This is a genomic window from Pseudomonas quebecensis, assembly GCF_026410085.1.
Taxonomy (GTDB): domain Bacteria; phylum Pseudomonadota; class Gammaproteobacteria; order Pseudomonadales; family Pseudomonadaceae; genus Aquipseudomonas; species Aquipseudomonas quebecensis.
Map to the genome: position 1 here is coordinate 4,187,535 of NZ_CP112866.1, position 17,125 is coordinate 4,204,659.

16 protein-coding genes are annotated in these 17,125 nt (G+C 63.0%); 11 read left to right on the forward strand and 5 right to left on the reverse strand.

Annotated elements, in window-relative coordinates:
* The first annotated feature begins 15 nt into the window (after positions 1–15).
* The 5 genes from OSC50_RS19475 to OSC50_RS19495 all read left to right on the forward strand — a co-directional run bounded on the left by OSC50_RS19475 (position 16) and on the right by OSC50_RS19495 (position 4,227).
* Positions 16–672: an alginate O-acetyltransferase AlgF gene (locus OSC50_RS19475; RefSeq protein ID WP_253510557.1), complete on the forward strand. Its 657-nt coding sequence runs from the start codon at positions 16–18 to the stop codon at positions 670–672.
* A 149-nt stretch (positions 673–821) separates the two neighbouring features.
* Positions 822–2,273 (forward strand): mannose-1-phosphate guanylyltransferase/mannose-6-phosphate isomerase, encoded by a 1,452-nt coding sequence (locus OSC50_RS19480; RefSeq protein WP_181078500.1) that lies wholly within the window; start codon positions 822–824, stop codon positions 2,271–2,273.
* A 260-nt stretch (positions 2,274–2,533) separates the two neighbouring features.
* On the forward strand, positions 2,534–2,998 hold the full coding sequence (locus OSC50_RS19485) for a multidrug transporter (RefSeq protein WP_181078502.1): 465 nt from the start codon (positions 2,534–2,536) through the stop codon (positions 2,996–2,998).
* Positions 2,999–3,012: 14 nt separating this feature from the next.
* Positions 3,013–3,825 (forward strand): SDR family oxidoreductase, encoded by an 813-nt coding sequence (locus OSC50_RS19490; protein WP_266248003.1) that lies wholly within the window; start codon positions 3,013–3,015, stop codon positions 3,823–3,825.
* Positions 3,826–4,227 (forward strand): nuclear transport factor 2 family protein, encoded by a 402-nt coding sequence (locus OSC50_RS19495; protein ID WP_266248001.1) that lies wholly within the window; start codon positions 3,826–3,828, stop codon positions 4,225–4,227.
* Positions 4,228–4,265: 38 nt separating this feature from the next.
* On the opposite strand, the gene OSC50_RS19500 is transcribed toward OSC50_RS19495, so the two are convergent.
* Genes OSC50_RS19500 through OSC50_RS19515 form a run of 4 tightly spaced genes read right to left on the reverse strand, consistent with a single transcriptional unit; the run spans position 4,266 to position 9,026 of the window.
* Positions 4,266–5,126 carry an efflux RND transporter periplasmic adaptor subunit gene (locus tag OSC50_RS19500; protein ID WP_181078508.1) on the reverse strand — a complete coding sequence of 287 codons (861 nt, stop codon included), beginning with the start codon at positions 5,124–5,126 and terminating at the stop codon, positions 4,266–4,268.
* A gap of 10 nt (positions 5,127–5,136) precedes the next feature.
* The gene (locus tag OSC50_RS19505) at positions 5,137–5,337 is read right to left on the reverse strand and encodes a DUF1656 domain-containing protein (protein ID WP_003171907.1); all 201 of its coding nucleotides are present in this window, start codon (positions 5,335–5,337) and stop codon (positions 5,137–5,139) included.
* On the reverse strand, positions 5,327–7,504 hold the full coding sequence (locus tag OSC50_RS19510; protein ID WP_266248000.1) for an FUSC family protein: 2,178 nt from the start codon (positions 7,502–7,504) through the stop codon (positions 5,327–5,329). The genes OSC50_RS19505 and OSC50_RS19510 overlap by 11 nt, the downstream gene beginning before the upstream one ends.
* 10 nt (positions 7,505–7,514) lie before the next feature.
* Entirely contained in the window at positions 7,515–9,026 is a 1,512-nt protein-coding gene (locus tag OSC50_RS19515; protein ID WP_266247999.1) for an efflux transporter outer membrane subunit, read from the reverse strand.
* 191 nt (positions 9,027–9,217) lie between these two features.
* Between OSC50_RS19515 and OSC50_RS19520 the strand changes: the two genes are divergently transcribed.
* The 6 genes from OSC50_RS19520 (at position 9,218) to OSC50_RS19545 (ending at position 15,873) form a co-directional block, all read left to right on the forward strand.
* Positions 9,218–11,413 carry a hypothetical protein gene (locus OSC50_RS19520; RefSeq protein ID WP_266247998.1) on the forward strand — a complete coding sequence of 732 codons (2,196 nt, stop codon included), beginning with the start codon at positions 9,218–9,220 and terminating at the stop codon, positions 11,411–11,413.
* Positions 11,414–11,512: 99 nt separating this feature from the next.
* Entirely contained in the window at positions 11,513–12,481 is a 969-nt protein-coding gene (locus OSC50_RS19525) for a LysR family transcriptional regulator (protein WP_181078516.1), read from the forward strand.
* A 119-nt stretch (positions 12,482–12,600) separates the two neighbouring features.
* Positions 12,601–13,575 (forward strand): 2-hydroxyacid dehydrogenase, encoded by a 975-nt coding sequence (locus OSC50_RS19530; protein WP_181078518.1) that lies wholly within the window; start codon positions 12,601–12,603, stop codon positions 13,573–13,575.
* A gap of 64 nt (positions 13,576–13,639) precedes the next feature.
* Positions 13,640–14,542, forward strand: coding sequence for a chemotaxis protein CheV (locus OSC50_RS19535; protein WP_181078520.1), 903 nt, complete (start codon positions 13,640–13,642; stop codon positions 14,540–14,542).
* A 3-nt stretch (positions 14,543–14,545) separates the two neighbouring features.
* On the forward strand, positions 14,546–15,028 hold the full coding sequence (locus tag OSC50_RS19540) for a GNAT family N-acetyltransferase (RefSeq protein WP_266247997.1): 483 nt from the start codon (positions 14,546–14,548) through the stop codon (positions 15,026–15,028).
* Positions 15,029–15,129: 101 nt separating this feature from the next.
* Positions 15,130–15,873, forward strand: coding sequence for a YkgJ family cysteine cluster protein (locus tag OSC50_RS19545; RefSeq protein ID WP_266247996.1), 744 nt, complete (start codon positions 15,130–15,132; stop codon positions 15,871–15,873).
* A gap of 40 nt (positions 15,874–15,913) precedes the next feature.
* On the opposite strand, the gene OSC50_RS19550 is transcribed toward OSC50_RS19545, so the two are convergent.
* Positions 15,914–17,083 carry a transporter substrate-binding domain-containing protein gene (locus OSC50_RS19550; RefSeq protein WP_266247995.1) on the reverse strand — a complete coding sequence of 390 codons (1,170 nt, stop codon included), beginning with the start codon at positions 17,081–17,083 and terminating at the stop codon, positions 15,914–15,916.
* Positions 17,084–17,125 lie beyond the last annotated feature (42 nt).

Below are 17,125 nucleotides of genomic sequence, written 5' to 3' on the forward strand. Positions count from 1 at the left end.
AGAGAGGTAACTCACATGACTTTCACTACTACTCCTCGTCGTCTCGCCAAGACCCTGGCCATCGCTGCCGGCTTGAGCTTCGTATCGATGTCTGCCTTCGCCGGCGGCGACGCCGCCCTGTACGGCCCGACCGCGCCAAAAGGCTCAAGCTTCGTGCGCATCTACAACGCCAGCAACCAGGAAGTCAGCGCTACAGTCGGCAACACCAACCTCAGCGAAGTGGCCCCGCTGGCCAGCAGCGACTTCAGCTTCATGCCAGGCGGTGACTACAGCGCCAAGGTGGGCAGCCAGACCGTGCCGGTCAAACTCGCCGCCGATCACTACTACACCCTGGTCAACAACAGCAGCGGCCAGCCGCAACTGATCGAAGAGCCGCCATTCAAGAACAAGCAGAAATCCCTGGTGCGCGTGCAGAACCTCAGCGACAAGGCCCTGACCCTGAAAACCGCCGACGGCAAGACCGACGTGGTCAAGTCGGTGGCCGCCAAGGGCCGCGGCGAGCGCGAGATCAACCCGGTGAAGGTGAGCCTGGCGTTGTATGACGGTGACAAGAAAGTCGGCGATGTGAAGCCGGTTGCGTTGGAACGTGGTGAAGCGGCGGTGCTGTATGTAACGGGCTCGGGTTCGAGCCTGTCGCCAGTCTGGGTGAAACGCCCTGTGTCGACCCGCTGATTAGCTTTTGAAATTGACGCTCCCCCTGTGGGCGCAGGCTTGCTCGCGAATGCGGTGGTTCAGTAACAGATGTACCGACTGAAACACCGCCTCGGGGGCAAGCCCCCTCCCACAGGCTCTGACCCAAATCGATTCAAGGAGAAACACCCATGATCCCAGTAATCCTTTCCGGTGGTAGCGGCTCACGTCTTTGGCCGCTTTCCCGTAAACAGTTCCCCAAGCAATTCCTGGCCCTGACCGGTGAGCACACGCTGTTCCAGCAAACCCTGGAGCGCCTGGTGTTCGAAGGCATGGACGCCCCGATCGTGGTCTGCAACAAGGACCACCGTTTTATCGTCAACGAGCAACTGGCCGCGCGTAAGCTTGAATGCCAACGCATCCTGATGGAACCGTTTGGCCGCAACACAGCGCCGGCCGTGGCCCTGACCGCGATGATGCTGGTCAATGAAGGCCGCGACGAGCTGATGCTGGTGCTGCCCGCCGACCACGTGATCGACGATCAGAAGGCCCTGCAACGTGCCCTGGCCCTGGCCACCGTGGCCGCCGAGCGCGGCGAGATGGTGCTGTTCGGCGTCCCGGCTACGCGTCCGGAAACCGGTTACGGCTACATCAAGTCCACCAACGATTCGCTGCTGCCAGAAGGCGTGAGCCGCGTGCAGCAGTTCGTGGAAAAACCCGATGAAAAACGCGCCGTCGAGTTCGTCAAGAGCGGCGGCTACTTCTGGAACAGCGGCATGTTCCTGTTCCGCGCCAGCCGCTTCCTGGAAGAGCTGAAAAAACACGACCCGGACATCTACGACACCTGTGTACTGACCCTGGAGCGCAGCGAGCAGACCGCCGACACTGTGACCTTCGACGACGCCACCTTCGCCTGCTGCCCGGACAACTCCATCGACTACGCCGTGATGGAAAAAACCCAGCGCGCCTGCGTGGTACCGCTGAGCGCCGGTTGGAGCGACGTGGGTTGCTGGGCGTCGCTGTGGGCGGTCAACGACAAAGACGCCAACGGCAACGTGAGCAAAGGCGACGTAGTGATCCAGGACAGCCGCAACTGCATGGTGCACGGCAACGGCAAACTGGTGTCGGTGATCGGCCTGGACAACATCGTGGTGGTGGAAACCAAGGACGCGATGATGATTGCCCACAAGGACAAGGTCCAGGGCGTCAAGCAGATGGTCAACACCCTCAACGAACAGGGCCGCAGCGAAACCCAGAACCACTGCGAAGTGTATCGTCCGTGGGGCTCCTACGATTCGGTGGACATGGGCGGCCGTTTCCAGGTCAAGCACATCTCGGTCAAGCCGGGCGCGTGCCTGTCGCTGCAGATGCACCACCACCGCGCCGAACACTGGATCGTGGTCAGCGGCACCGCTGAAGTGACCTGTGACGAGAACGTGTTCCTGCTCACCGAAAACCAGTCCACCTACATCCCGATCGCCTCGGTGCATCGCCTGCGCAACCCGGGCAAGATCCCGTTGGAGATCATCGAAGTGCAATCGGGCAGCTACCTGGGCGAAGACGACATCGAACGCTTCGAAGACATCTACGGCCGCTCGACGCCGGTAGAACGTGGCGTGTCGGTGAAAACTATCGCGCAGTAAAACAGTCGTACAAGAAGCCCTCGCCCAACCCATTGCGTCCCCTATCCGCAGTGGGTTGGGTGGGGGCTTTTTTTTGATTTTCGCTGGCTGTGAGGGCCTTATCGGGGCAAGCCCCCCTCCCACCTTTGATCTGTGAATACATTCCAATGTGGGAGGGGGCTTGCCCCCGATAAGGCCCGCAAGGCCACCACAGCACTCAAGCTACCCAATCCCACCTACGCTTAAGTTAGGATGCTGGTTCCAAATTCGAGGTGGTCTCCATGTTCTTCGGCGTTCTCCTGATCATCACCTGGCTGATCCTGCTGCTGCGCTACCCGGCCAAAGCACTGCCGGTATCCCTCGCCGCCTTGGCCGGCCTGGGTTGCGTGGCCGTCTGGGTGGTGTGGCTGGACAACCGCGAAGCCTCACAATTGGCGCGCCTGGAACTGCGCATCACCTACGCGCCGCAGGACTGCCCGGCCGATCGGCCGCTGAAGCTGACCTTGAACAACGGCAACGACGTGCCCCTCACCGAACTGCGCTGGCGCGTGGCCGCCTACGCACCGGGCGACACCGTGAACCTGGCCGACAACGTCTACGCCGCCCCGCGCTATCGCGGCCCCGGCGAATTGCAGGCCGGCGCCACCTGGGACGATTGCCTGCCCACCCCACCGCTACGCCCCGGCTACCGCCCGCAAACCCTGGAATTTCGCGCCGAGCACCTGCAAGGCAGTTTCTCGGACTGACAAAGGACTGCTCCATGCCCAACGTACTCATCACCGGTTGCTCCAGCGGCATCGGCCGCGCCCTGGCCGATGCCTTCAAGGCTGCCGGCTTCAACGTATGGGCCAGCGCCCGCCGCCCTGAAGACGTAACCGTCCTCGCCGCCGCAGGTTTCACTGCAGTCGAACTTGATGTCAACGACAGTGATGCCTTGCAGCGCCTGGCCGAGCAACTGGGCGAGCTGGATGTGCTGATCAACAATGCCGGCTACGGCGCCATGGGCCCGCTGCTCGACGGCGGCACCGAGGCCCTGCAGCGCCAGTTCGAAACCAATGTGTTCTCCATCGTCGGCGTGACCCAGGCGCTGTTCCCGGCCCTGCGCAAACGCAAGGGCCTGGTGGTGAATATCGGCAGCGTTTCCGGTGTGCTGGTCACGCCCTTCGCCGGCGCCTACTGTGCGTCCAAGGCCGCCGTGCATGCGTTGAGCGATGCATTGCGCATGGAACTGGCACCGTTTGGCGTGCGCGTGATGGAGGTCCAGCCCGGCGCCATCGACACCCACTTCGCCAAAAATGCCGGCGCCCAGGCCGAACTGCTGATCAACCAACAATCGCCCTGGTGGCCGTTGCGCGAGGGCATTCGTGCGCGCAGCCAGGCGTCCCAGGACAAACCGACACCCGCTGCAGTGTTTGCGGCCGATGTGCTCAAGGCGGTGCGACAACCGCAACCGCCGCGCCTGTTGCGCTCGGGCAATGGCAGCCGGGCGTTGCCGTTGTTGGCGGCGTTGTTGCCCAAAGGATTATTGGAAACCGTGTTGAAAAAACGCTTTGGTTTGAATGGGAGTTTGTAAATGATCGACTACAGCGATTTCTTTGAAGAAGTGACCCAGACCCACATCGAGATCGAGCAATGGTTTGCCGGCGTCGCGCCTGAAGGCACCCTGCAGAACCTGCTCGCGCGTTTCTCGCCCGACTTCAGCATGATCGCCCCCGCCACCGGCGCACGGGTGAATGCGGCCGGGGTCAACGCACTGTTCACCCGCCTGGGCGGCATGCGCCCTGGCTTGAAAATCACCTTGAGCGAAATGACCGGGATTGACCGCCACGCGCGCGGCGCCACGGTGACCTATCGCGAACATCAAGTGGACGACAGCGGCACGCAGACCGACCGCCGAGCCACCGTGGTGTTCGAGAAACAGGCCAGTGGTGCGCTGTTGTGGCGGCATTTGCATGAGACCTTCATCAAGGCATAACACAGTCAAATGTGGGAGGGGGATTGCCCCCCCACATTTCAATTCTGCGCTTGGTCAACGATCACCGTGCAGGTAATCCCCGCCGCCAACACCACGCCCTCCGGCACTTCATCAATGTGAATCCGCACCGGCACCCGCTGGGCCAATCGCACCCAGTTGAACGTCGGGTTCACATCGGCGATCAGTTCGCGGCTCTCGGGGTTGTCGCGGTCGTAGATGCCGCGGGAGATGCTTTCCACATGGCCCTTCAAGGTCTCGCCGCTCATCAGTTGCATATCGGCGTTGTCGCCGACTTTGACATGGGGCAATTTGGTCTCTTCGAAGAAGCCATAGACCCAGAACGAGTTCATATCCACCACGGCCATCTTGGCCTCGCCGATGCGTGCGTAGTCGCCACGGTGGACGTTGAGGTTGGTGACGTAGCCGTCCACCGCCGCTAAGACCTGAGTCCGTTTCAAATTCAGTTCCGCCGCTTCCAGCTGGGCCAGCGCATGTTGGTAATCCGCCAGTGCCGAGTCGGCGATGTTGCTCGCGTCGTCGCGGTTTTCCCGGGAGATCACCAGCGCGTCGAGGTCGGCGCGGCGGTGGGCGTTGACCTTGCGCATTTCCCAGGTGGCTTTGCGCGAAGCGACAAGGGCCTGGGCCTGTTTGACCGCGATGCGGTAGTGCTCCGGATCGATCTGCATCAGCAGGTCGCCCTTTTTTACCAACTGGTTGTCACGCACCGGCACGTCGACCACTTCACCGGTGACGTCGGCGGCGACATTGATGATGTCGGCGCGCACGCGGCCATCGCGGGTCCACGGCGTCTCCATGTAGTGCACCCACAGCGTGCGGCCAATCCAGATCGCCAGGGCCAGTACCAGCAAGGTGGCGAGCAGGCTGAAAAATTTTTTCATCGGGGCATTCTCAACGGTAGACGCTCAGCGCCAGGGCGCCGAACAGGCAAACGAACAGGCTCAGGCGCAGCAACGCCGGGTGCCAGAAAAACCGGTACAGGTCGAACCCGGCCAGGAAGCGGTCCAGCGCCCAGGCCAGCACGGCGGCGATCAGGAACATCAGGGTCATGGTCGGCATGTAGAGGCCGTGGAATGCGATCTCACGGGGCATGGGAGGATCCTTTGAGGGCCGCCAGCGGCGATTGCGGGTCCAGCAGCGAGGTGCGGATAAAGTGCAGGTAGCTTTTCACCCGGCGCAGGGCCGAAGTGTCGAAGTGCGGAGCGAACGGTTCGTCAGTGGCCTGCACGCGGCTGATCGCATGGTCGACGGCGACGAGCCCGCGCTCCAGATTGCTCGCGCTGGGCTGCAGGAACAGCCGCACCAGCGAACGACCCATCACGCGGATGGCCTGGCGCCACGGCTGGGATTCGGCGTACGCCGGGTGCACCGGCAGGATCGCCTGTTCCTTGCGCAACTCGATGATCGCGTGGCCGACCTCCAGCACCACAAACATCCAGCGCAGCAAGTCGCGCTGCACCTGCGGCTGGCCCACGGCGAGGCCGTAGGCCTGGTGCAACAGGTCGCGGGTGCGGCTCTCGAAACTGGAGGCCAGGCCTTTGAGCCTGCCGCTGATGGCATACACCACTTGTTCGCGCAGGTCCTGCTCCAGGCGGCGCCACAACCAGCGGCTGTTGGGGGGCAGGATGATCGCCCCGGCCGCCGCGCATACCAGCATGCCGATGACCATGGCGATGTAGTCGTTGATAAAGGTGTAGGGGTTGTAGACCGTGAGGTTGTCCGGCACCGAACCGGTGCTGAAGAAAATCAGCAGGCCCACACCGACACCGGCGTATTGCGGGCGTGAGGCGAGAAAGGCGCCGGCAACGATGACCGGTGCGAGCATCACGCACAACAGTGGGAAACCGTCGATCCAGGGGAACACGAAGAACATGTCGACAAACCCCACCAGGGCACCGATGAAGGTGCCGCAGGCCATCTGAAACGCCATGCGCTTGGGGTTGGGCGTGGCGGCGGACAGGCCGACGGTGGCCGCTGCGATCAGGGTCATGGTGGCGCCGCTGGGCCAGGCGGTGGCGACCCAGTAACTGCCCAGCACAATCAGAATGAACGAGGCGCGAATGCCGGATGCGGCGCAAGCCAGCCAGTTGGTTTTCGGTGTGTAGGGCTCGTCCCAGTCTTCCCGCGCGTGACTGTGATCGGCCAGGGAGGCATGGGTCTGCGCGTAGTTGTGCAGGTCGTCGACAAAGCGGTACAGCAACTCGTAGGCGGTATGAAAATCCAGTTGCTCGGCTTCGGTGGGCTGCGTTTGCTGGAAGATTGCGCGCAGGCTGCGCACGGTGGCGGGCAAGCCGTCCTTGTAGGCACTCAATTGCGTCACCAGGCGGGCGGCATCGGGACTCGTAAGTGCACGTGCGGAGAAACCATCGAGCCGTTCGGCAAGATCCTGCAAGCCAGGTTTGATCGCCGCGACCACGTGGTCGGCGGCATCGGCGCGCAGGCGTTCGAGCAATTGGTGCAGGGCGTTGAAGCGTGTGGTGACGCTCATGAATTCGCTATTGAGACGACTGAGGCGACCGTTGCGCCGGCGCATGTGCGGGTCTTCGAACACGGTGACGCTGCGCAGTCCTTCCAGGCCCACGGCTTCGGCGATGAAGCGCACGTTGCCGGCCTCGAAGGCGTCGCGCTGGCTGCGCCCGCGCAGGCCATCGGTGACGAACAACGCAAATACCCCAAAGCGCTGATAAAGTGCATTGCGCATGGCAGCGCTGGAGGTCTGCGGCAGGATCGCAGCACTGACCAACGTCGAGCAGATGATCCCCAAAGAGATTTCCAGCACGCGCCACACCGCCGCCATGAATGCGCCATCCGGATGCGCCAGGGCCGGCAGGCCGACCATCGCGGCGGTGTACCCGGCCAGCACAAACCCATAGGCGCGAAAGTTGCGGTTGCGCGTGGCGCCGGCGGTGCAGATGCCGACCCAGATCGCCAGCGCGCCAAGAAACAGCTCGGTGTTCTGCGCAAACAGGGCGATCAGCAAGACCATCACCGCCGACCCCGCCAGGGTGCCGAGGAAGCGGTAAAAACTCTTGGCGAACACCTGGCCGCTCTGCGGCTGCATCACGATAAACACGGTGATCATCGCGGTGCGCGGTTGCGGCAATTCCAGGCGCATGGCCAGCCACAACGTGAGAAATGCCGCGATCAACACTTTGAAGATATACACCCAGGTCACGCCGTCGCTGCGTGCCCAATCGAAAAAACCACGGCGCCACTCAAGGGCGTGCAACCAGCGCAGCGGTGCAGGCAAGGAAGTCATCGCAAGCTACTCAGTGATCGAACACGGCCAGCGCCGCCGGGGTTTTGCTCGGAAGGGTCTTGGCGGGCGCCGGCACGTCGTCGCCGGCACCGAGGCCGCCGCCCAGGGCGGTCACCAGTTCGGCGTGGGCGCTCAGGCGCGCGGCCTGCACCTGCTGCTGGATCTGTTGCTGGCGAAATAGCAGGGTCTGGGCGTTCAGCACGTTCAGGTAATCGGTGAGGCCGCGTTGGTAGGCGATCATCGCGATGTCATAGGTTTTCTGCGCCGAGGCCACCGATTTCGCGGCGAAGGCCTGCTGCTTGCCCATGGACTCGCGACGGATCAACTGATCGCTGATGCCCTTGAGTGCGTTGACCAGGGTCTGGTTGTAATGCGCCACCGCGATGTCATAACCGGCGCTGGCTTCACCCAGTTGGGCGCGCAGGCGGCCGCCGTCGAAAATCGGCAGGGTGATGGCCGGGCCGACGCTGTAATTGAATTTTTTACCGGCCAGAAATTCCAGCATGCCGCCGCCGGTGGCCATGTAACCGAGGCTGCCGACCAGATCGACGTTAGGGTAGAAACCGGCATGGGCCACATCGATGCCCCGTGCCTGCGCCGCCACTTGCCAGCGACTGGCGACCACATCCGGACGTTGGCCGAGCAGTTGCGCGGGCACGCTCGACGGCAGTGCGAGCGGCGCAGCCAATGACAGGCTCGGGCGCCGCAATTGCGCGCCCTGCCCCGGCCCCATGCCCGCCAGCGCCGCCAGTTGGTTGCGGCTCAGGGCGATGGCTTCGTCCAGCGCATCCAGTTGGCGATGGGTTTCCGGCAACGGCGTTTCGGCCTGGCTTACGTCGAAGTGCGTGCCGATCCCGGCATTGAGGCGTTTGTTGGCCAGGTCGAGAATCTGCTGTTGCTGGGCCAAGGTCGCGGCGACGATGTCGCGGTTGGCGTACTGCAACGACAGCTGAATATAGGCGCGCACCACATTGTTCTGCAGTTCGAGCTGGGCCTGGCGCGCTTCGGCGGCGCTCATGTGCGCCAGATCGACCGCCCGCTCGGTGGCATTGCTTTCGCGCCCCCACAGGTCCAGGGCATAGCTCAGGCCCAGGGACGAATTGTTGTCCCAGGTGTTGGCACCGCTCAATTCGCCCGGCCCGTAGAACTGATCCTTGGGCCAATTGTGGCGTTTGAGGGTGGTGTCGCTGTTGATCTGCAGCGCCTCGGCCGACTCGGCCAACCCGGCCATGGACCGCGCCTCACGCACCCGCGCGGCGGCCATGGCCAGGCTTGGGCTGTGCCGGGTAGCGAGATCGACCCAGTGGTCCAGTTGCGGGTCGCCGTAGGCTCGCCACCACTGCGCGGTGGGCCAGTGGGCATCTTGCACCGCCTGCTGGATCGCCTCGTCGGTCGCCAGTTGATTGGCGTCGAGGGCCTGGCCTTGCGGGGCGATTCCTCCGGTTCCGATGCAGCCGCTGATTGCTAACGATAAAGCCCAAACACTGAGAGTCTTCAGCTCTCTGCTGATGCGACGCGGCACGGCAAGCGAATTCCTGAGATGGGTGAAGCGGGAGAGGTGGCGCAATTCTAGGGGGCGCGGGGGATGCCGATAAGCGGGCATTCCTGTGAATCTTTGTTACCGTTCAGGCGATAATCCGGGCGTTTGCCCTACACAGTCCGGTGCGGGCAGCTTCACATAATGGGCAACATTCATTTCTTGCGGAGCCGCCCATGCTTCCTCCCTTGAGCGTCCTTGCCCCTGCCGCCGCGCCTCTGTCACCCGCCGAAGCCTGCGCCGACGGCTTGCGCAGGCAACTGCACATTCATCCGGAACCGCTGAGCCCAGGTAGGTTGCCCTTACAGCGCGATGCGCGCTGGGTCCTCGACACGGTGCTGGAAAAGCTGATGAACCTGGCCGGCTATCCGCGCGATAAAGAGGCGCTCGAAGCGCTTCATCACACCCTGTCCAACAGTCCGGCCAGGCTGGAGATGGCGGCTGAGGAACTGCCCGATTTCTATCATTTTTTCAAAAAGGCCGAGCACTTGCTCAAGCGCCACCGCAGTGTCGATGATCCAAACATCGAAGCTGACTATCGCTTGTGCCGCGCCCTTAAGTGGCAGTTCCGGGCCGCTACCAGCGATACCAGGCACACGCGTCTGACCCAAGGCGTGTTGTCAGCGCTGGGTTATATCGATGCCGGTGGTAAACGTATCAACCATCGCCACCTCGGCTACGAATTCGCGCTGGAACCCACGCGACAGTTAAGTGCAGGCCCTTACCTGGCGGCCGATTCCCAGGTGGAAGTTACCGACGACCAGCGCATCAGGAGCACCCGCGTGGTTGGCCTGCTGGGCAAACTGAACTCGACGCTGGCGAACGTGACGGCGGGCACGTCGGGTCATCAACTGGGAATCGGCTATTTATCCTCACGGGAGTACCCAAGCCATGCGCACTATGCCGATGCCCGCAGCCACTCGGTGCGCACGTCCCTGAGTGAAAATATCGCCCGGACCGTGCGGAATTTTCCGGCCATTTTGAGTGACCGTTTCCATTTGCAAAGGCATCGGGACTACAGCGCACAGAGCCAGCCCTACACCCGCGAGGCACTGGCCGCCAATGGCCTGGGCGACGTTGAATTGCCCTGCCTGCAACACACCGAGCAGCCGGTGATGACCGAATGCGGTTTTAAAATGACTGCAGGCAGCAGACTGGCGCTGGATGTCTTCAGCTTTCTGAAGGTAAACACTGCGATGGCGCTGACATTGCAACGCACTGTGCAGTCCAAGATGCTTGATATCCTTGGCCTGTACGACACAGCGCCGGCGCTGGCCCGGCAGCAACTGGCCACCCGACAATCGTCGGCGGACACGCCGCTCAAGCTGCTGGCGGATCTGAATGCACAGGTGGCGTCCAGCAGCCGACACTTTGTTCAACAGCTCAACTCACCGCGCGCAAACGCCGTCGTTGACCTGCGCACTCAACAGGCCCAATCACTGCTGGAGCGCTACGTGCTGCTTCAGGACCTGGGGCCTGTCGATCCAGTGGTGAACGCAGACATACGCGACCTGATCCAGCAGCACCGCGCCCTTCTGCGGCCGCAGGCATTGTGCGTCTATCAACTGAAGGCCCCGACCCAGATACTGAGCGGGTCGGTGAGCGCCTCGGTCTCGTCCCGGGCCGAGGGCGGTAAAGGCGTGACCCTCGAGGTCAGCCACCGAACATCCGACGATCCACATTTGAGTGGCGACTACCTGGCGATCGATATCGCCCCGCTCAAATGCAAAAAAGGGGTGGTCACGGCACTGCGCGAAGCATTGGCGGCCCTGGGTAAGCAGACCTTCGACTGGGAAGACCTGATCCACTCCATCAGCGCATCGCTGCTCGACCCCGCCCGACAGCCGTCCACCCACGTGCTGGTCAAGATCAAGCATGGGCAACCGGTAGTGCTTCTGACCCGCCATACCCGCGACAAGCATCGCGACCTGGCCTTGCCGGAACCGATCAGCCACTACACCGGCGTCCAATTGCAGTCGTTGCGCACCCGGCAATCGCTGCACAAGGAGCAATGGGGCACCGATTCGCTGGACCACCTGCTACCGGTCGCCCGCCGCTACCTGGCCAACCCCGAAGACAGGCCCGGCTGGGACCGTTATATAGAGGCACACAGCGATGACCTGTCCAAGCTGTTCGACGCCATGGGCCGACAATCACCGGGCAGTGTCCTGAGCGCTGAGCTGGACGTACTCAGGCGTATCGGCCCGGCACTCGATCAGGCGGTTGAAACGCTGGCACAGCAGGCCGCCGACACGCTTGCGGCGCCGACACCGGAAAATCGTGCGCGGGCGCGACAGGCATTGGACCGGATGTTGCTGGCTTACCTGCCGCACTATGTGGCGAAAGTCAGCGAGGCCTGGCGGTTGGACTGAGCCCTGGCGGGGATTTTCATCGACTTAGGTCGTGCCCAGCGGATACACACCTGCTGGCAACTTCATGTCACAATTTGCCATCGACCTTGAGAACCCCCCATGGACACTTTGCAAAACATGCGCGCCTTCAGTTGCGTGGCCGAAGCCGGCAGCTTCACCGCCGCCGCCGCCCAGCTGGACACCACCACGGCCAACGTCTCGCGCGCGGTCTCCAACCTTGAGGCCCATCTGCAAACCCGCTTGCTCAACCGCACCACCCGCCGCATTGCCCTCACCGAGGCGGGTAAACGCTACCTGCTGCGCTGTGAACAGATCCTTGCGTATGTCGAGGAGGCCGAGGCCGAGGCCAGCGACGCCCATGCCCGCCCCGCCGGGCAACTGAAAGTGCACACCATGACCGGTATCGGCCAGCACTTCGTAATCGATGCCATCGCCCGCTACCGCCGCACCCACCCGGACGTGACCTTCGACCTGACCCTGGCCAACCGCGTGCCGGACCTGCTCGACGAGGGCTATGACGTGTCCATCGTGCTGGCCAGCGAACTGCCGGACTCGGGCTTCGTATCCCAGCGCCTGGGCATCACCTACAGCATCGCCTGCGCGTCGCCGGACTACGTCAAGGCCAAGGGGTGCGCACAGCGCCCCCAGGACTTGCTCAACCACGCCTGCCTGCGCCTGGTCAGCCCGGTGATCCAGCTGGACAAATGGACGTTCAATGGCCCCGAAGGCCAGGAAAGCGTGGCGATCAACACCTCGCCGTTCCTGGTGAACTCGGCCGACGCAATGAAAACCGCCATCACCAGCGGCATGGGCGTCGGCCTGCTGCCGGTGTACGCCGCCATCGAAGGCCTGCGCAACGGCACCCTGGTGCGGGTGATGCCCAACTACCGCTCCCAGGAGCTGAACCTGTACGCCATCTACCCGTCGCGCCAGTACCTGGATGCGAAGATCAAAACCTGGGTGGAATACCTGCGCGGCTCACTGCCGGAGATTCTGGCGGCGCATCAGGCCGAACTGGTGGCGTATGAATTGAGCGGCAGCCTGGGTGGGGTGCGGTTGGCTAATTGATAGCCAGCAAACAACACAGTGTGTCCGGTGCCCAGATTGGATCGGCGGTGTCCTGACAACCGCCGGCAGGAATGTTAGCGTGCCTGGCATTCTTCCGTAGTCGATGAGCCCCGCCTGCCATGAAAAAGACTGTCCTCGCCTTCAGCCGCATCACCCCGTCGATGATTGAACGCCTGCAACAGGACTTCGAGGTGATCGCGCCGAATCCCAAGCTGGGGGATATCAACGCGCAGTTCGCCGAGGCCCTGCCCCACGCCCACGGCTTGATCGGTGTGGGCCGCAAACTGGGCCGCGCGCAGCTCGAAGGCGCGGGCAAGCTGGAGGTGGTGTCGAGCGTGTCGGTGGGCTACGACAACTACGATGTGCCGTACCTCACCGAGCGTGGAATCATGCTCACCAACACCCCCGACGTGCTGACCGAAAGCACCGCCGACCTGGCGTTCGCCCTGTTGATGAGCAGCGCCCGCCGCGTGGCCGAGCTGGACGCCTGGACCAAGGCCGGGCAGTGGAAGGCCAGCGTCGGCGCACCGTTGTTCGGCTGCGATGTGCACGGCAAGACCCTGGGCATCGTCGGCATGGGCAATATCGGCGCGGCGGTCGCGCGGCGCGGGCGACTGGGGTTCAACATGCCGATCCTGTACAGCGGCAACAGCCGCAAGCCGGCGCTGGAACAGGAACTGGGCGCGCAGTTGCGCAGTCTCGAGCAATTGCTGGCCGAAGCGGACTTCGTCTGCCTGGTGGTGCCGTTGAACGACAAGACCCGCCACCTGATCAGCACCCGCGAGCTGGGGCTGATGAAGCCCAGCGCCATCCTGGTGAATATTTCCCGCGGCCCGGTGGTGGACGAACCGGCGCTGATCCAGGCCTTGCAGAACCGGACCATTCGCGGCGCCGGGCTGGACGTGTACGAGCAGGAACCGCTGGCCGAGTCGCCGCTGTTCCAGCTGAGCAATGCCGTGACCCTGCCGCACATCGGCTCGGCCACCACCGAAACCCGCGAAGCCATGGCCAACCGTGCCCTGGACAACCTGCGCAGCGCCCTGCTCGGGCAGAAGCCGCAGGATCTGGTGAACCCGCAAGTGTGGAAGGGCTAAAGCCTGGGCCGCGCAGGTCGATAACCTTCCATAGATCGTCCTCCCTGATTCACAGAAGGTTTTTATGCCTACCTCCAAAGCCCGCGCAGATTCACTCTCGCTTCTGCTCTTTACCTTGCGCAGCGGCAAGCTGATGGCCATCAACCTGCTGAAGGTCAGCGAAATCATCCCCTGCCCGCCGCTGACCAAACTGCCGGAGTCGCACCCGCACGTCAAAGGCATCGCTACCCTGCGCGGCGCCTCGCTGTCGGTGATCGACCTGAGCCGCGCCCTTGGCGAGATGCCGCTGGAAGATCCGAATGGTGGCTGCCTGATCGTCACCGATGTGAGCCGCTCCAAGCAGGGCCTGCACGTGCAGGCGGTGAGCAAGATCGTGCACTGCCTGACCACCGATATCCGCCCCCCGCCCTACGGCTCCGGCGGTAATCGCGCGTTCATCACCGGCGTGACGCAGGTGGAAGGCGGCCTGGTACAGGTGCTCGATATCGAAAAAGTCATCCACGGCATCGCCCCGGCCCCGATCGAAGCGGCGCCGACCGACCTGACCATGGAAGAAGCCGAAGTGCTCGGCCATGCGCGGATCCTGGTGGTGGATGACAGCCAGGTGGCGTTGCAGCAGTCGGTGCATACCCTGCGCAACCTCGGCCTGACCTGCCACACCGCGCGCAGTGCCAAGGAAGCCATCGATGTGCTGCTGGAGCTGCAAGGCACCGGCGAAGAAATCAACGTGGTGGTGTCGGACATCGAAATGTCCGAAATGGACGGTTACGCCCTGACCCGCACCCTGCGCGAAACCCCGGACTTCCAGCACCTCTACGTGCTGCTGCACACCTCTCTGGACAGTGCGATGAACAGTGAAAAAGCACGGCTGGCTGGCGCCAACGCGGTGCTGACCAAGTTCTCGTCCCCCGAGCTGACCAAGTGCCTGGTGGTGGCCGCCCAGACCGTGGCGCAACAAGGTCGTTGAGCCATGGCTGCATATTTTCAGCTGCTGCGCCGCCCCCTCACCGGGAGCCTGCCCGCGCCGCACTGGCCGGCCGGTACGCAGTTGGATCATTACCGCGATGAGCTGGCCCCGGCGATTCATGCGGTATTGCGCCTGACTCAGGAACAGGGCGGTGGCCGCGTACCCGATCTGCACACCTGGCAGGACCGGTTTGTCACCGATGCCGAGTTCGACCCCACCCTGTGCCTGGTCGCCAGCAACGAGACGGGCATTCTGGGCGTGGCCCAGTGCTGGACCAGCGCGTTTATCAAGAACCTGTCCGTGCACCCCTGCGCCCAGGGTCAGGGGCTGGGTCGCGCCTTGTTGCTGCACGCGTTCCAGGTGTTCAAGCAACGCGGCGAGCCCTATGTGGACCTCAAGGTGCTGGAAACCAACCTGCGTGCCCGGCGACTGTATGAAAGTGCGGGCATGCTGTTTGTCATGCGCGATGTGGTCAGCGAAGAATGACTGGCGCATAACTTGCTTCCAGAGCGGTATTGCGGTGAACAGAGGTAAAAACCCGTCACCGCCGTTGCATCCCCTCTGACCTAGCCTGGTGACAGCCTGCCATGAACACTCATTTTTCCTGCGTCGGTTGCGGCAAATGCTGCAGTGACCACCACGTGCCCCTGACCCTCGACGAAGCCCGTATGTGGGCGGCGGACGGCGGTAACGTCATCGTTCTGGTGGAGGGCTTTCTCGGCAACGGCCTGGGGTTGCCCGTGCAACAGCGCGAGCACGCCGAACGGCGTTCGGTGGTAGTCCCCAGCGGCACAGCCGAGGCGTTCGTGGCGATTACCTTCGCCGCCTACAACGCCGGACGCTGCCGGAATCTTGACGAAGACAACCTGTGCCGCATCTATGAACGGCGCCCGCTGGTCTGTCGCATCTACCCGATGGAGATCAACCCACACATCCCGTTGAACCCCGCGGCCAAGGACTGCCCGCCGGAGTCCTGGGAACAGGGCCCGGCACTGATCGTCGGGGGCGAATTGGTCGATCGGGAACTCGCGCAGTTGATCCAGCAATCACGCCAGGCCGACCGCGACGACGTGCAAACCAAGGAGGCGGTCTGCGCCCTGCTGGGCATTCGCACCACGGCGCTCAAGGGCGATGGCTTCACCGCCTACCTGCCGGACATGGGCGCATTCGCCCAGGCCATCGAGCTGGCGATGGCCCACCCCTCTGCGGCCAGTGAGTGGGTGTTCCAGGTGTCCGGCCCGGACATCGCCGAACAACTGCTGGACGCCGGCGCGCAGATCGCCACCGAGGTGCCGGCCAATTACACATTTATTCCGCTGCGGGCGGCGTGATGCGACGCGCCGCCCATCCGCGCGGTGTTGATTGGCGCCCTCAATAGCTGGCGACGCACTCTATTTCGATGCGCGCATCCAGTAGCAGCCGACCGGCAGCGAACGCGGTTCGGGCGGGCAGATGATTCGCCGGGAAGTAGCGGCTATAGACTTTGTTCATGGCGGCGAAATCGTTGATATCGGCGAGGATCACGGTGCACTTGACAACGCGTTCCATCGACAATCCCTTGTCCTTGAGAATCGTGCGCATGCTCTCCAAGGCCCTGGCGGTTTCCGCTTCTATTCCACCGGGTACGCGCTTGCCAGCGCTGTCCAAACCCAGCAAGCCCGACAGAAACAGCAAGGACCCGGCCCGCACCGTTTGCGAAAACGGTAGGCCTGCGTCGGCGGGAGAGAAGCCCAGAGGTTGGAGTACAGGGCGCTGGGGCGCTGGCGCGGCGGCGAGATAACGTCCCGTAATAGCGGCGTGCTGGCCGTTGTCCTTGAGTCGTTGCAAGGCCTGGTTCAACGCGTCACGCAGTTCAGGGTCGGTTTTGCTCAGGCCGATGGCAACCCCGGTGCCGAGCATTTCATCCTTGATGGCGGGCCCGGCAAACGCGAAATCCACACCTTGCGCAGTTTTCAACAAGGCTTGCGAGATTTCGATGCTGTCCTGCAACGTTGCATCAATCTCGCCCTTGCGCAGGCTCTCGATCAACTGCGCGTTGAGCTTGAACGTCTTCACCTCGACCCCATGGGGGGCCCAGCGCGCCAATGCGTAGGCCTCCCGACTGGTACCGGCCAGCACGCCGATGCGGCGGCCCTGCAGTACCTTCAGATCAGGCTGCAGGGCCAGGTCGCGTCGCGCCACCAGCCTGGTTTCGAGCGGGTACAGGTTATCGGTGAAATCGATCTGCTTGCGCCGCGCGGGGGTGGAGGACATGGGCATGATCGCGTCAAAGCGGCCGGCTTCAAGCGCCGCCAGATTGGTGGCGTAGCTCTGGTCGACCCACTCGCAACGCCTTTTGAGTTGGGCGCACAGTGCGTTGCCCAGTTCTATATTCAACCCCACCAGCTCGCCTTTGGCGTTGCGACTTTCAAAAGGCGGTACCAGAGGCTCGACGCCAAACCGTATGACTTGTGATCGTTTTTCCTTCGCGTAAGCCGTGGAGCACAACACACCGGTCATCGTGCATAAAGCCAGCGCCAACATCAGTCGTGTCAGGATCATGATTCAGTCCTTGCAAAAAATAAGAGGGCTTTCGGGCGCCTA